Origin of the sequence: Pseudoalteromonas sp. SG43-5 (assembly GCF_014164345.1) — a bacterium.
GTDB classification, from domain to species: Bacteria; Pseudomonadota; Gammaproteobacteria; order Enterobacterales; family Alteromonadaceae; genus Pseudoalteromonas; species Pseudoalteromonas distincta.
This window is the reverse complement of record NZ_JACJFA010000013.1, coordinates 112,281-125,129: the sequence shown is the minus strand read 5'-3', so window position 1 is coordinate 125,129 and position 12,849 is coordinate 112,281. Positions and strand designations below refer to the sequence as shown.

Annotated in this window: 12 protein-coding genes; 9 read left to right on the top strand and 3 right to left on the bottom strand. The window is 39.4% G+C overall.

Going from position 1 to position 12,849, the window contains the following annotated elements; translation table 11 throughout:
* Positions 1-392: 392 nt before the first annotated feature.
* The 3 genes from H5161_RS14075 (at position 393) to fliD (ending at position 3,301) form a co-directional block, all read left to right on the top strand.
* Positions 393-1,214 (top strand): flagellin domain-containing protein, encoded by an 822-nt coding sequence (locus tag H5161_RS14075; protein WP_182769539.1) that lies wholly within the window; start codon positions 393-395, stop codon positions 1,212-1,214.
* A gap of 151 nt (positions 1,215-1,365) precedes the next feature.
* Positions 1,366-1,788, top strand: coding sequence for a flagellar protein FlaG (locus H5161_RS14070; protein ID WP_182769538.1), 423 nt, complete (start codon positions 1,366-1,368; stop codon positions 1,786-1,788).
* 103 nt (positions 1,789-1,891) lie between these two features.
* Positions 1,892-3,301, top strand: coding sequence for a flagellar filament capping protein FliD (fliD, locus tag H5161_RS14065; RefSeq protein ID WP_182769537.1), 1,410 nt, complete (start codon positions 1,892-1,894; stop codon positions 3,299-3,301).
* Between the two features lie 77 nt (positions 3,302-3,378).
* On the opposite strand, the gene H5161_RS14060 is transcribed toward fliD, so the two are convergent.
* Together H5161_RS14060 and fliS are read right to left on the bottom strand one after the other, a co-directional pair.
* Positions 3,379-3,693, bottom strand: coding sequence for a hypothetical protein (locus tag H5161_RS14060; RefSeq protein ID WP_182769536.1), 315 nt, complete (start codon positions 3,691-3,693; stop codon positions 3,379-3,381).
* An 8-nt stretch (positions 3,694-3,701) separates the two neighbouring features.
* Positions 3,702-4,103, bottom strand: a complete 402-nt coding sequence (gene fliS / locus H5161_RS14055; protein WP_182769535.1) for a flagellar export chaperone FliS — start codon at positions 4,101-4,103, stop codon at positions 3,702-3,704.
* A gap of 445 nt (positions 4,104-4,548) precedes the next feature.
* On the opposite strand from fliS, the gene H5161_RS14050 reads away from it, so the two are divergent.
* Positions 4,549-5,985 (top strand): sigma-54-dependent Fis family transcriptional regulator, encoded by a 1,437-nt coding sequence (locus tag H5161_RS14050; protein ID WP_165723530.1) that lies wholly within the window; start codon positions 4,549-4,551, stop codon positions 5,983-5,985.
* A gap of 302 nt (positions 5,986-6,287) precedes the next feature.
* Here the strand turns inward: H5161_RS14050 and H5161_RS14045 are convergent, their stop codons facing one another.
* Complete coding sequence (locus H5161_RS14045; protein ID WP_182695479.1) at positions 6,288-6,881, bottom strand: DNA-3-methyladenine glycosylase I; 594 nt, start codon at positions 6,879-6,881, stop codon at positions 6,288-6,290.
* A 132-nt stretch (positions 6,882-7,013) separates the two neighbouring features.
* Between H5161_RS14045 and H5161_RS14040 the strand changes: the two genes are divergently transcribed.
* The 5 genes from H5161_RS14040 to fliG all read left to right on the top strand — a co-directional run bounded on the left by H5161_RS14040 (position 7,014) and on the right by fliG (position 12,847).
* A complete protein-coding gene (locus H5161_RS14040; protein ID WP_008168789.1) occupies positions 7,014-8,126 on the top strand; it encodes a PAS domain-containing sensor histidine kinase in 1,113 nt (370 codons plus the stop codon).
* Positions 8,123-9,589 carry a sigma-54 dependent transcriptional regulator gene (locus H5161_RS14035; RefSeq protein WP_182769534.1) on the top strand — a complete coding sequence of 489 codons (1,467 nt, stop codon included), beginning with the start codon at positions 8,123-8,125 and terminating at the stop codon, positions 9,587-9,589. Before H5161_RS14040 ends, H5161_RS14035 begins: the two co-directional genes overlap by 4 nt.
* A 156-nt stretch (positions 9,590-9,745) precedes the next feature.
* Positions 9,746-10,078, top strand: coding sequence for a flagellar hook-basal body complex protein FliE (gene fliE / locus H5161_RS14030; RefSeq protein ID WP_182769533.1), 333 nt, complete (start codon positions 9,746-9,748; stop codon positions 10,076-10,078).
* Between the two features lie 20 nt (positions 10,079-10,098).
* Positions 10,099-11,814: a flagellar basal-body MS-ring/collar protein FliF gene (gene fliF, locus H5161_RS14025; RefSeq protein ID WP_182769532.1), complete on the top strand. Its 1,716-nt coding sequence runs from the start codon at positions 10,099-10,101 to the stop codon at positions 11,812-11,814.
* The gene (gene fliG, locus H5161_RS14020; protein WP_182769531.1) at positions 11,807-12,847 is read left to right on the top strand and encodes a flagellar motor switch protein FliG; all 1,041 of its coding nucleotides are present in this window, start codon (positions 11,807-11,809) and stop codon (positions 12,845-12,847) included. Before fliF ends, fliG begins: the two co-directional genes overlap by 8 nt.
* Positions 12,848-12,849: the final 2 nt, after the last annotated feature.

Sequence of the window (12,849 nt, the reverse complement as noted above, 5' to 3'; positions counted from 1 at the left end):
GTATGTTCGTTAATCATAATGTGCCCTCAAACAAGATTTGAAGATCTGATCATGACATTGAGATTTAGTTCAAAAAAATCCCCGCTAATTTCTTAGCAGGGATTTGTGTATAAGAGACAGCTTTATTAAGTGCGTTTTTTGTTTCTAGATTGTTATAAATTAGTTGGTAGCATGGTATTTAGCCCGTATTTTAAATACACTTAAAATAACTCACCCTTTAAAACAATTAGTTAGCTTCTTTTGATCAAATAAACTAATTTATTTCTAAAATACCTCTAAAGATAATTTATCTCCTGCCGTTAACTTAATCAGTACGGAGCTGAACATACATTTGTAACAGCTCTTGGTTAAATTAAAACAGTAACATTACGAAAGTAATCAGGAGTCTTATCATGGCTATAACAGTAAATACAAATGTATCTTCGCTTAACGCTCAACGTAACTTAACTCGCTCAGGCGAAGGCCTAGCAACATCGATGGAGCGCCTAGCATCTGGTATGCGTATCAATAGTGCTAAAGATGATGCGGCAGGTCTTCAAATTTCAAATCGTTTAACATCACAAATTAATGGTCTGGGTGTAGCTCAACGTAATGCTAATGATGGTATTTCAATGGCTCAAACCGCAGAAGGTGCATTGCAAGAGTCAACAGATATTCTACAGCGTATGCGTGAGCTATCATTACAAGCTGCTAATGGTTCTAACTCCGCAGTTGACAAAGATGCTCTTCAAACCGAAGTGACAGCATTGAACCTTGAGCTGGATCGTATATCGGAGACAACTTCTTTCGGGGACCAAAAATTACTTAATAGCGCTCAAACATTTACTTTTCAGGTTGGTTCTAATGTAGATGCAGCAGATAAAATTAGTTTTGATATGGTTGATGTAGATAGTACAGGCCTATCAGTAAATGCTGTTGATATAGGCGATGGTGGAGATACGGATGCTGCAGTTACTGCTATCGATGCTGCGATTGCTCTTGTTGACTCTAAGCGTGCGGATTTAGGTGCGGTTCAAAATCGTTTTAGCCATACAATTAGTAACCTTGCTAATATTCAAGAAAATGTATCTGCATCACGTAGTCGTATTCAAGATACTGACTTTGCAACAGAAACTGCAGAAATGACTAAAAACCAAATATTGCAACAAGCAGGTACGTCTATTTTGTCGCAAGCCAACCAGTTACCACAAGCAGCACTTAGCTTATTAGGTTAATGAGTTAAACGTTATAGCTTAATGGGTAGCTAGTACATAGAGTCAGTATTAGTTTTAAAACAAGGAGGTGGCTTTAGCTACCTCCTTTTGTGGTTTAAGGGTTTTAATTGAGCTATTGTTGGTTTAATTAAGTGAAAAATAGGAATCTGTTATGAATACTATTAATTCCAATGCAGAAGTTGCATTATCTCTCTCGATTGCGAGTGAAGATAAAGTAGTTGGTCAGGCAGCTAGTTCGTTAACTGAACGTGCTGTTGACGATGTAAAGCAAGCCGATACACAAAATCAACAAAAGCTACAGCAAAACCAATATAAAAATAACAATCAAGATGAAAAAGCTCAGCCGTTAGAGCGTGAACAACTAGAACAAATGGCGCGACAATTGCAGGATTTTATGGGCGAAATGAACCGTAGTTTGCAATTTCAAGTCGATGAAGATTCAGGTCGCGATGTAATTAAAGTATTAGATAAAGATAGTGGTGAAGTTATTAAGCAATATCCTTCTGAGGAAGTATTAAATTTGGTATCTAAACTATCTGAGTCGGCAGGTATTTTAATTGACCAAACAGTTTAGCGGGTAATTTAATGCATTATTCATTAAGTATCGATTTTTAGGTGCTAAGTTTTAAATGTTACTAGTTAAGTTAGTTTATTTTAAGTATTTAATGAGGTGAAGTATGTCTATTTCGTTTAATGGCCTAGGCTCAGGTTTAGCTGTATCAGATATTGTTGATGCGCTAGTAAATGCTGAACAAGCCCCTGCTGAAGCTCGATTAGATACAAAAGAGAACAACTTAACAACTGATATCTCTGCTGTCGGCGCACTTAAATCAGCACTCGAAAAAGTTCAAGATTCTATGGCTAACCTTGGAGACGTTGATAATTATCAAAAGCGAGAAATATCTGGTGAGGATGATTTTATTTCGCTTACTTCGGATAAGAATGCACAGCCAGGAAGCTACTCAGTTAAAGTAAATAATTTAGCTACAGAGCATAAAGTATTATCGCAAGCATTTGATCCTGAAACAGCGGTAGGTGAGGGGACAATGACCTTAACCTCGGGTGAAAACAGTTTCGTTATTGACGTGTCAGATACTGCGACCTTGAGTGAAATTCGCGATGCAATAAACGACAGCATCGATAATGACAGTATTAATGCCACGATTATTACTGATGATAACGGTCAACACTTAGTTATATCGGCTAAAAATAGTGGCGCTGAAAATGAAATTAAAATAGAAATTGCTGATACCGATGGTAGTAACACAGATGTAAATGGTCTTTCACGTTTGGCATTTGACTCTGCCGGTGTACAAAATGCGAGTGAAATAATAGCGGCAATAGACGCATCAATTACTATTGATGGCTCGCTAACAATAAGTAGCCCCTCTAACACGTTTGAAGATGTTATTGATGGGATAACTATTACCGCTAATAAAAGCCATAGTATCGATGACGATGTTAGTAATTTATCTGTTGCAGAAAATAACGATAATATAGAAGAAGGCCTTAATAGCTTTATTGAAAGCTATAACGAGTTACTTAACTTAAGTAATACATTAGGTTCTTCCACTGCTGACGGCGCAGGTGTTATGGCGGGTGATTCATTACTTCGAGGAGTAATGTCAAAACTTCGAAGTGAGATAACTGAGTCGATAGATTTAGGCAATGGTGATTCTTTATCGCTTTTACAACTTGGTGTGTCTTCAGATCAATACGGTGTCTTAAGTTTTGATAAAGAAAAACTTGATGAGCAGCTTAAAAATGATGTTGATTTAGCTCAGAAGTTTTTTATAGGTGACGAAGCAGACGATGATGATATAGGGTTTGCAGGAGCATTCGATGACTTAATGGATTTTTATACTAAATCAGATGGCTTAATTGAAAATAGAATTGAGAGTAAAGAAGGACAGCTACGCGACCTTGATGATGAAAGGGATTCACTCACACGCAAAATGGAATCTCTTTCATCTAGGTTGTATGCGCAATATAATGCGATGGATTTATTAGTTGCTAGCCTCAATAATACCAGCAGTTACGTTCAAGCTCAGTTAGAAAATATGCCTGGAGTTGTAAGTAATAACTAAAAAAACTCCTTATTGAATAGTAAACACAAAAACCGTTATTTAAAACGGTTTTTTTGTATTTTCTATTTGAGTAGATTTTAGCGACTTGCCTTATAGGCTTTAATCGCCTTTCCTGATTTTTTATGTTTAATAATAGCTTTTGATGATTCGTTTTTTGCACTATTCGCATTTACTAAAATAGTATTTATACGAAGCTGAATTAATTCTAACTGCTCTGCACTTGGGCCTTCACTGCTTTCACACCATTGCTTTAGTTCAGTATTTAAAGTGCCTAAAAAAGGCTGAGCTTCGTCTGCATTATTATCATTTACTAACACTTCAATTTTACTAAGCAACGTTCGTATGAGCTCAGAGTAGTTAGTTAGTTGCTCTGAAGATGTTGGCGAGTCCATAATTTAAATTAAACCGCAGGGCTGCGTTGATCTAGTGGAATGTTATCCCAGCCTTCTTTAATTTCTTTAACAATACTTGATATTTCAGTAATTGCTTCAATATCGTTATGTAGGTTAGCTTGCGTTAAGCGACGTTGGCAGTAATCGTAAAGTGCCAATAAATTGTTAGAAATACTAGGGTCTTGTTCTACTTCTAAATTAAGTGCATCTTGCAGTGCACCAAATAACAAAATACATGCTGAAATGTTTTCCCCTTTTTTTGCTATTTCTTTGCGCTCAATAAACCCTTTTGTAGCTGCTAAGCGACCGATAATATTACTGAATATAAGGTTTATTTGTTCGTATGGGGCCATTTCGGCAATGCTGCTGGCACGAACTTGACTGTATTTTTTTACTGAGACATGAGCCATGGGGTGATCCTAAAATTTAAAACAATAAAATTATGTGAAAGTTGATATAAAAACTTGTATAAAAACTTATATAAAAAATCAATAAAGCTTTTATACTTTTATAAGAACAAAGCAATATTAATGCCAAGCATTTTCACTTATTTATGTATCGGCACTTGTAACTTCAACTTAAATTTATAATTGAGTTTATTTACTAACAATAGCATTTTTATTGACGAGTAAATTAATTTTTAGGGCTAAGTTATAGTTAGGTAATAGTTAAGTAATAACTAAGTTAAAACTATAACCCATACTTAATGATTAACCATTAAGTATGATTGACTTAACTAGCCCGTCTGTTTTTTGGCGTTTATGTCAAAAAACTGCCGCTATCACTTGCATCCATGCTGAACTGGCTTACAATTTAACTAATTATACAAATTAGTGAAAGTACGGCTCGCTAAATATGATCTTGATTTTAGATAATAATAACAACCGCGCAATAGGATTAAATGCTTCACTTGGCTTTATTGGTGAAGCTGTCCAACTATTAAGCGAAGACTGCTTTGAACAAGAATGCAAAAAATATCAGCAGCAAGAATGCATGATTATTTTAGGAGCGTTGCAATCACTTGACCACGAAAGCTTAATTAAACGCTATCCAACATTACCGTTTTTATTGATTGGCGAAACGCTAAAACCACTATTAAGTATCGCTAATGTGGTGGGGCTTATTTGCGAGCCATTTAATCACGAAGTGACAACGCAGTTACTTCACGATTGCCAGCAGTATCAGCGCATGTTGCCTAATGAGCATAAGCATACTAAACCACATAAAACTTTTGACGGACTTGTTGGTGAAACAGAAGCCGTAAAAGATGTTCGCTTTTTAATTGAGCAAGTGGCAAAAACCGACGCTAATGTTTTAATTTTAGGCGAATCAGGCACAGGTAAAGAAGTGGTTGCCCGTAATGTACACCTGCTTTCAAAGCGTATTAATGGACCGTTTGTACCTGTTAATTGTGGTGCTATTCCGGCTGAGCTGCTCGAAAGTGAACTATTTGGCCACGAAAAAGGCGCGTTTACTGGTGCTATATCGGCTCGTAAAGGGCGCTTTGAACTAGCTCAAGGTGGGACGCTATTTTTAGACGAAATAGGCGATATGCCACTGCAAATGCAAGTTAAGTTGCTGCGAGTATTGCAAGAACGCAGTTATGAACGTGTTGGTGGTACAAAGGCCATTCAGGCTGATGTGCGCGTTATTGCGGCCACGCATCGTAATCTTGAAACAATGATTGAAGAGGGAAGTTTTAGGGAGGATTTATATTACCGATTAAATGTATTTCCTATCGAAAACCCATCGCTGAGTGAGCGAGCTGATGATATTCCGCTGCTTTTAAAAGAGTTAATGCGCCGAGTTAACGACCAGACTGGTTCTACCGCTAAGTTTACAGAGCGCGCAGTTGAGAGCTTAAAAGAACATGCTTGGCCTGGTAATATTCGTGAGCTTGCTAATTTGGTGGAGCGTATGGTTATTATGTTCCCTGACAAAGTGGTTGATATTCCTGATTTACCTAACAAATATCGTTACATTGAAGTTGAAGCCTACGAGCCAGAATACCCTGAAGAGTTAATGGAAAAAGACGCCTTTAACGATATATTTAGCACCGGTTTTAGCGATTATGAGAGTGAGCCTGACGCTGAGTTTAGCCAAACGGGTAGTGGGCTATTACCTGATGATGGTATTGAACTTAAAGATTATTTAGCAGAGCTTGAAATTAGCTTAATTACCCAAGCGTTAGAGCGCTATGATTACGTTGTAGCGCGTGCTGCAGAGATATTAGGGGTTCGCAGAACAACACTCGTTGAGAAAATGAAAAAGTATAATCTTTCACGAGATTAGAAGAACGAAAATGGTGAAATACTTTTCGTTATTTATTATTCATTTGTGATCAATCACTTTACGGGCTTTGCCCGTCACGCAAGCATGGCGTCTACAAGATAACCCAAACTTAAACCTTGGCGGTAGACGCTGAGCTTGCTCGCGTGAAAAGCGTAGCTTTTAATCATTTAAATAAAACGTTATTTCACAAAGAGAAAAACGAAGGTAAATGAGAAACCATAGTCAACTTACGCTTTACTTCTCTAAAGCGCAGCGTCTCTTAACCTCTTTGTGAACTAATCACTTTTATGGTTATAAATCACTTACTCACTAAAAGTCTTAATAATTTCTTCTTTCCTAAAACAATCATTACTGTGATCGTTAACCATACCGCAGGCCTGCATATGCGCATATACCGTTGTTGGGCCTAAAAACTTAAAACCCCGTTTTTTTAAATCTTTAGCAAATGCAGTTGATGCCTCTGTAATTGCTGGGTAGTCCTCAGCGTTATTTAAATTACTTATAATCGGTTTATTATCGACAAACTGCCATTGGTAGTTACTAAAACTTCCAAATTCTTTTTGTATTTCTATAAAGCACTTTGCGTTGTTAACAGTTGCCGCAATTTTTAAGCGATTGCGCACAATACCCTCATCAAGCATTAATCTCTCAATGTCATCTTGTGTGAGTTGTGCCACTTTATCTACATCAAAATTAGCAAATGCTTTTTTATAACCGCTGCGCTTTTTTAAAATTGTGTACCAGCTTAAGCCGGCTTGCGCTGATTCAAGAGTGATAAATTCAAACAGCTTTGTATCATCATAAAGAGGGACGCCCCATTCTTCATCATGGTAAATAACGTAGTCGGGTTTAGTGGTGTCGAGCCACGGGCAACGGCACTTTTTTTGCTCACTCATTATTATTCCTTTTTGTGTGCGTCATTTTTATGTCGCTCAAATTATTGATGTAACTTAATGATAAGTATGTAAATAAATTTTGGTATAAATCGTGCATTTAGACATGTATCTACATCAATTCGAGATTTGATTATGGCCCTTGCTAGCGTGCTAAAACCACAGTTTTTTTCTGCAAATCAGTATAACCCATGTTTACTTCAAGAGGAGTACATTGGTGAATTAAGCGATCTGCGCAAGCAAGCAAGTTGGCTTTCACATTTGGTTGATACCATGCCAGCAGGCGTGGTTGTACTTGATGGCAAAGGGTTGATTGCAAAAGCGAATCAAATAGCGATTGATATGCTTGGCGAGCCACTTGAAGGCGAACGCTGGTTTAATGTTATTCAGCGCTCTTTTAGGCCACATCAAGATGATGGCCATGAAGTGTCTTTAAAAGACGGACGCCTAATAAAGCTTGATATTACTGCTTTAGCACCAGAGCCTGGGCAACTTATTTTAATGACGGATTTAACCGAAACCCGCCGCCTACAAAAACGTGTTGCACATATGCAGCGATTAAGCGCGCTGGGCAAAATGGTTGCATCATTAGCGCACCAAGTACGCACACCGCTCTCAGCCGCTATGCTGTACGCTGCTAATTTAGGGTCAAAGCGCTTACCAGAAGCATCTCGAGATAATTTTCAAACAAAGTTAATGTCGCGTTTAAAAGATTTAGAAACTCAAGTAAACGACATGCTGTTATTTGCTAAAAGTGGCGATCAGCAAGTTGTTGAGCAAGTTTCAATGCAGCAGCTTTTAACAGAAGTTAAAGCAGGTGCCGATGCGATGGTCGCACTTAATGAAAGTGAGCTAGATGTAAGCTTACCAGAACCCGATATACAAATAGTTGGTAATAAAACGGCATTGGCCAGTGCTATTCAAAATCTAGTGCACAATAGTATTCAAGTTATTGGCGGTGGCGCAAAAGTAAAAATTAGCGCACAAAGAGATTTAAAAGATTTAGATATGGTTCGTATTAGTGTGAGCGACAATGGCCCAGGTGTTGATTTAAGCCAAAGCGATAAAATTTTTGAACCATTTTTTACTACAAAAAGTCAGGGCACAGGTTTAGGGCTTGCTGTAGTGAGTTCGGTGGCTAGTGCGCACCAAGGCCGTGTTGATGTGACTAATAATACGCATGGTGGTGCCTGCTTTAGCTTGTTACTGCCTATTAAGGCAACATCTAAATTAGAGGGGTCATTATGAGTAACACTATTTTAGTTGTCGAAGATGACGCAGGGCTTCGTGAAGCCTTAATAGATACCCTTGAAATGTCGGGTATTGAATGTGTTGCAGCGAGCAGTGCTGAGCAAGCAATGTTACTGCTTAAAAAAGATCAATTTTCGCTTGTTGTAAGCGACGTGCAAATGGGCGCAATGAGTGGACTTGATTTACTACGCAGTATTAAATTAAACCACCCTGATTTACCTGTATTGATGATGACGGCGTATGCCACAATTGACGATGCGGTAGAGGCCATGCGCCTAGGTGCAATTGACTACATGGCAAAACCATTTGCACCTGAAGTGCTGTTAAATATGGTGAGCCGTTATTTGCCTGAAAAAGCAAAAGAAACCGACGGCCCCGTTGTTGCTGATCCAACTAGTATTCAATTATTGGAGCTTGCAAGTAAAGTAGCACGCTCTGATGCAAGTGTAATGGTACTTGGCCCAAGTGGTTCGGGTAAGGAAGTACTTGCGCGTTATATTCATGATAAGTCGAGCCGATGTAATGAGCCATTTGTAGCGATTAACTGCGCGGCTATTCCTGAAAATATGCTCGAAGCCACGTTATTTGGTTACGAAAAAGGGGCTTTTACGGGGGCGATTCAAGCATGTCCGGGTAAGTTTGAGCAAGCACAAGGCGGTACTATTTTACTTGATGAAATTACTGAAATGGACTTAGGACTACAAGCTAAACTTTTACGCGTACTGCAAGAACGTGAAGTAGAGCGTTTAGGGGGGCGTAAAACAATTCAGCTCGATGTACGTATTTTGGCAACCAGTAATCGTGATTTAAAAGAAGCCGTGTCTGAAAACCAATTTAGAGAAGATTTATATTACAGGCTTAATGTTTTTCCACTTATGTGGCGACCATTGTGCCAACGCCCTGGCGATATTATTGTATTGGCTAAGCATTTAATTGAGCGCCATATCAGTAAAAGCAAAGAGCCTATGGCGTATTTAGATAAAGCTGCCGAGCAAAAGTTACTGGCTCACGCGTGGCCTGGTAATGTGCGCGAGCTTGATAACGTTATACAGCGTGCGCTTATACTGCGAAGTGGCGATACAATAAACGAGCATGCTATTTTTATTGAAAACTTAGCAGCTAATAACTTTGTTATGGAGCCTTCATTGGCACCAGTGCAAACAGTATCGCCGACAGAAGTGGCTCACGTAGATAAAGGCGTTGATAAAAGTACGCTAAGCTCGGCATACTACGATGAAAAAGCACCTGTTGAGGCTGAACCTAAGCAGGGCTTGCTAGCGGCAGATACCGGTAGCTATAAAGATGAGCTTAAAGATAAAGAGCATCGCATTATTTTAGAAACCCTTGCACGTTGCCAAGGTAAGCGTAAAGACGTTGCCGAAACGTTGGGCATAAGCCCACGAACTTTACGTTATAAACTAGCGCAAATGCGCGATTTAGGTATTTCACTTCCTGCATAACCTCCTATAAACCCTAAGTTTGCGCTGCGAACTTAGGGTTGTCAAAACTCTGACTCACATAAGTTAAAGTTAACCTATTGTATTTTAATGATTAATTATTTGGCATGCTTTGTGCTTTATTACTTATAAGAGTTCACTGCGTGTCAGAGATAAATTATGAAAATTCAAAACAGTGCTGTATTTCAAGAAATGCAATCAATGGCTTTAGAAGCGGGCCGTAATAATCAAACTAATAAACTGCCAACTCAAGTTCAGCCTACTTCTACTTCCCAGTTTGGCGACATGCTAAGTGATGCAATAAATTCAGTGCACGGGTTACAACAAGATGCCGCGCAAAAAGTAACAGCAGTTGAGATGGGGGATCGAAGTGTATCTCTTGCTGAGGCGATGATTGCTTCTCAAAAATCGTCAGTTGCTTTTGAGGCTACAGTACAGGTTCGTAATAAACTTGTTGAAGCTTATAAAGAAATCATGAACATGCCTGTTTAATTAGGTAGTGGAGAATTATTGTGGCGCAATCTAACCAATCTACAGACCTAGCACTTGCTGGCGGCGGTATCGACCAAAGTGGTGGTGATGATCAACAAGAACAAAAGTCAGGCTACTTAAGTGCTTTAAGTGGTGTTGATGTATTGCGCCAAGTAACACTGGTAATAGCATTAGCGATTTGTTTGGCTATCGCGATTTTCATTATTATTTGGGCTCGTCAGCCAGATATGCGCCCGTTAGGCAAAATGCAAACTGAAGAGCTTATTCAAACATTAGACTTTTTAGATGCGCAAAAAATTGAATATCAACTTGATGGCAATGTTGTATCGGTTGATGAAAGCGAATACCAAAACATTAAATTGCTAATGACCCGCGAAGGGTTAGAGCAAGGCCCTGCATCTGGCTCCGACATAATTATGCAAGATATGGGCTTTGGTGTAAGCCAGCGCTTGGAGCGTGAACGCTTAAAGCATGGTCGTGAACAGCAACTTGCCCGCACCATTGAAGAGCTAAATAACATTACTCGCGCCAAAGTATTGTTAGCCATCCCTAAAGAAAACGTATTTGCCCGCAGAGAGAAAAAACCATCCGCTACTGTTGTATTAACACTTAAGCGTGGCCGCTCACTTGACCGTGAAGAAGTAGACTCTGTTGTTGATATGATTGCTTCAGCAGTACAAGGCTTAGAGCCTGCACGTGTTACAGTTACTGACCAAAATGGTCGATTATTAAATTCAGGTTCGCAAAGCTCATTAGCAGCACGCTCTCGTAAAGAATACGATTTAGAACGCAAGCGCGAACAAGAGTATCTTGAAAAAATAGACAGTATTTTAATACCGGTTGTTGGGCTTGCAAACTATACAGCTCAAGTTGATTTGAGCATGGACTTTAGCTCAGTTGAGGAAACTCAAAAGCGTTATAACCCAGACCTACCAGCGGTTAGAAGCGAAACCACATTTGAAGAAAATAACATTGGTGGTTTAGCTGTTGGTATTCCTGGTGCGCTTACAAATCAGCCACCGCTAAACTCAAACATCCCTGAAGTTGCAGGACAAGGCGGCGCAGGCACAGCTACGTCACCAACACGTAGCCACAAAGAAGCAACACGTAATTATGAACTCGATACAACTATTTCTCACAAGCGCCAGCAAAGTGGTGTAATACGCAGAATAAGTGTGTCAGTTGCTGTTGACTACGTCCCTAAAGTGGGAGAAAACGGCGAAACAACTATGGCCCCGCGCTCGGTAGAGGCATTGTCAAATATTCGTCGCTTACTACAAGGTGGTGTAGGTTTTGATATGCAACGTGGTGATGCACTTGAAGTAGTAACAGTGCCGTTTGTACGTGAAGCAACAAATTTAGCAATAGAAGTGCCACTGTGGGAACAAGACTGGTTTATGAAAATAGCCCGCCTTGTACTAGGCGCCTTAGTTATCATTGTATTGATAATGGCAGTAGTAAAACCAATGCTTAAGCGCTTAATTTACCCAGACGATACACTAGAAGAATACGACGAAGATGCATTAAGTTCAGGCGTAGATATTGGCGACAATACACTTGATATGCTAAATAAAGACTTTGATTCTGCTTCGGTTGGTTTCTCAAGTGATGGTACACTGCAGTTACCGGATTTACATGGCGACGAAGATTTACTTAAAGCAATTCGTGCCCTTGTAGCTAACGAACCAGAACTATCATCACAAGTAGTGAAAGCGTGGTTAACAGAAGATGACTGATCAAGAACAAAAACAACTCCCGCCAGCCTTTGATGTTGATAAGCTAGATGGGGTAGATAAAGCCGCTATATTACTTTTGAGTTTATCAGAAGAAGATGCCGCGCAAATCCTTAAACACTTAGAACCTAAACAGGTGCAAAAAGTGGGTATGGCAATGGCTGGGCTACAGGATTTATCTCAAGCTAAAATAAGCGCTGTACACAACTTGTTTATAGAACAAATTCAAAGCTTTAGTACCATTGGTTTTCAGTCAGAAGACTTTATTAAAAAAGCGCTTACAGCAGCACTTGGTGAAGACAAAGCCGCTAGCCTTATTGACCAAATTGTTATGGGCTCAGGTGCTAAAGGCTTGGATTCATTAAAATGGATGGACTCTAAGCAGGTAGCAAACATTATTCGTAATGAGCATCCGCAAATTCAAACTATTGTATTATCGTATTTAGAGCCAGAACAGTCAGCTGAGATTATTGCTCAGTTCCCTGAAAAAGTGCGTTTAGATTTAACAATGCGTATTGCAAACCTTGAAGAAGTTCAGCCAGCAGCACTGCAAGAGCTAAACGAAATTATGGAAAAACAATTTGCCGGCCAAGCAGGTGCACAAGCCGCTAAAATGGGTGGCTTAAAAGCAGCTGCAGATATTATGAACTACCTAGATACCAATGTAGAAGGGCAGTTAATGGACTCTATTCGTGAGCATGACGAAGAGATGTCGCAGCAAATTCAAGACTTAATGTTTGTGTTTGAAAACTTAATGGATGTTGAAGACCGTGGTATTCAAGCAATCCTACGAGAAGTACAACAAGACGTACTAATGAAAGCAATTAAGGGTGCTGATGATGCACTTAAAGATAAAATACTAGGTAATATGTCTAAGCGTGCAGCCGAAATGCTTGCTGATGATTTAGAAGCAATGGCACCGGTACGTATAAGCGAAGTAGAAGCGGCGCAAAAAGAGATTTTATCAACAGCGCGTCGTTTATCTGACTCAGGTGAAATTCAGCTGGGCGGCGGCGGTGGCGAGGAGTTCCTGTAAAC